The organism is Mesorhizobium sp. FG116 (genome assembly GCF_057809835.1).
The window spans coordinates 1-350 of record NZ_JBMDKS010000151.1 but is presented as its reverse complement, the minus strand read 5'-3'; the positions used below and the strand labels follow the sequence as shown (position 1 = coordinate 350).

Genomic DNA, 350 nt, shown 5'->3' with positions numbered 1-350 from the left:
GCCAACGACACCGATGCCAATGGCGATCCGCTCACCATCACCGGCGTCAGCGCGCCATCCAATGGCACCGCGACCTTCAACGCCCAGACCAACACCATCACCTTCACCCCCACCGCCGGCTATAGCGGTGCAGCCGGCTTCACCTACACGATCTCGGACGGACGCGGCGGCACATCGTCGGCAACCGTGGCTCTTACCGTCACGGTGCCGAACACGCCGCCGGTCGCCACCAACGACACCGGCTTCACCACCCAGCAAGGCACCGCGCTGCAGATCACGGCTGCCTCGCTTCTGGCCAACGACACCGACGCCAATGGCGATCCGCTCACCATCACCGGCGTCAGCGCGCC

1 protein-coding gene is annotated in these 350 nt (G+C 66.9%); it reads left to right on the top strand.

The features are described from left to right. The coding region (locus tag ACODTY_RS24190; RefSeq protein WP_488996711.1) for a cadherin-like domain-containing protein at window positions 1-350 on the top strand (350 nt) is incomplete at both ends.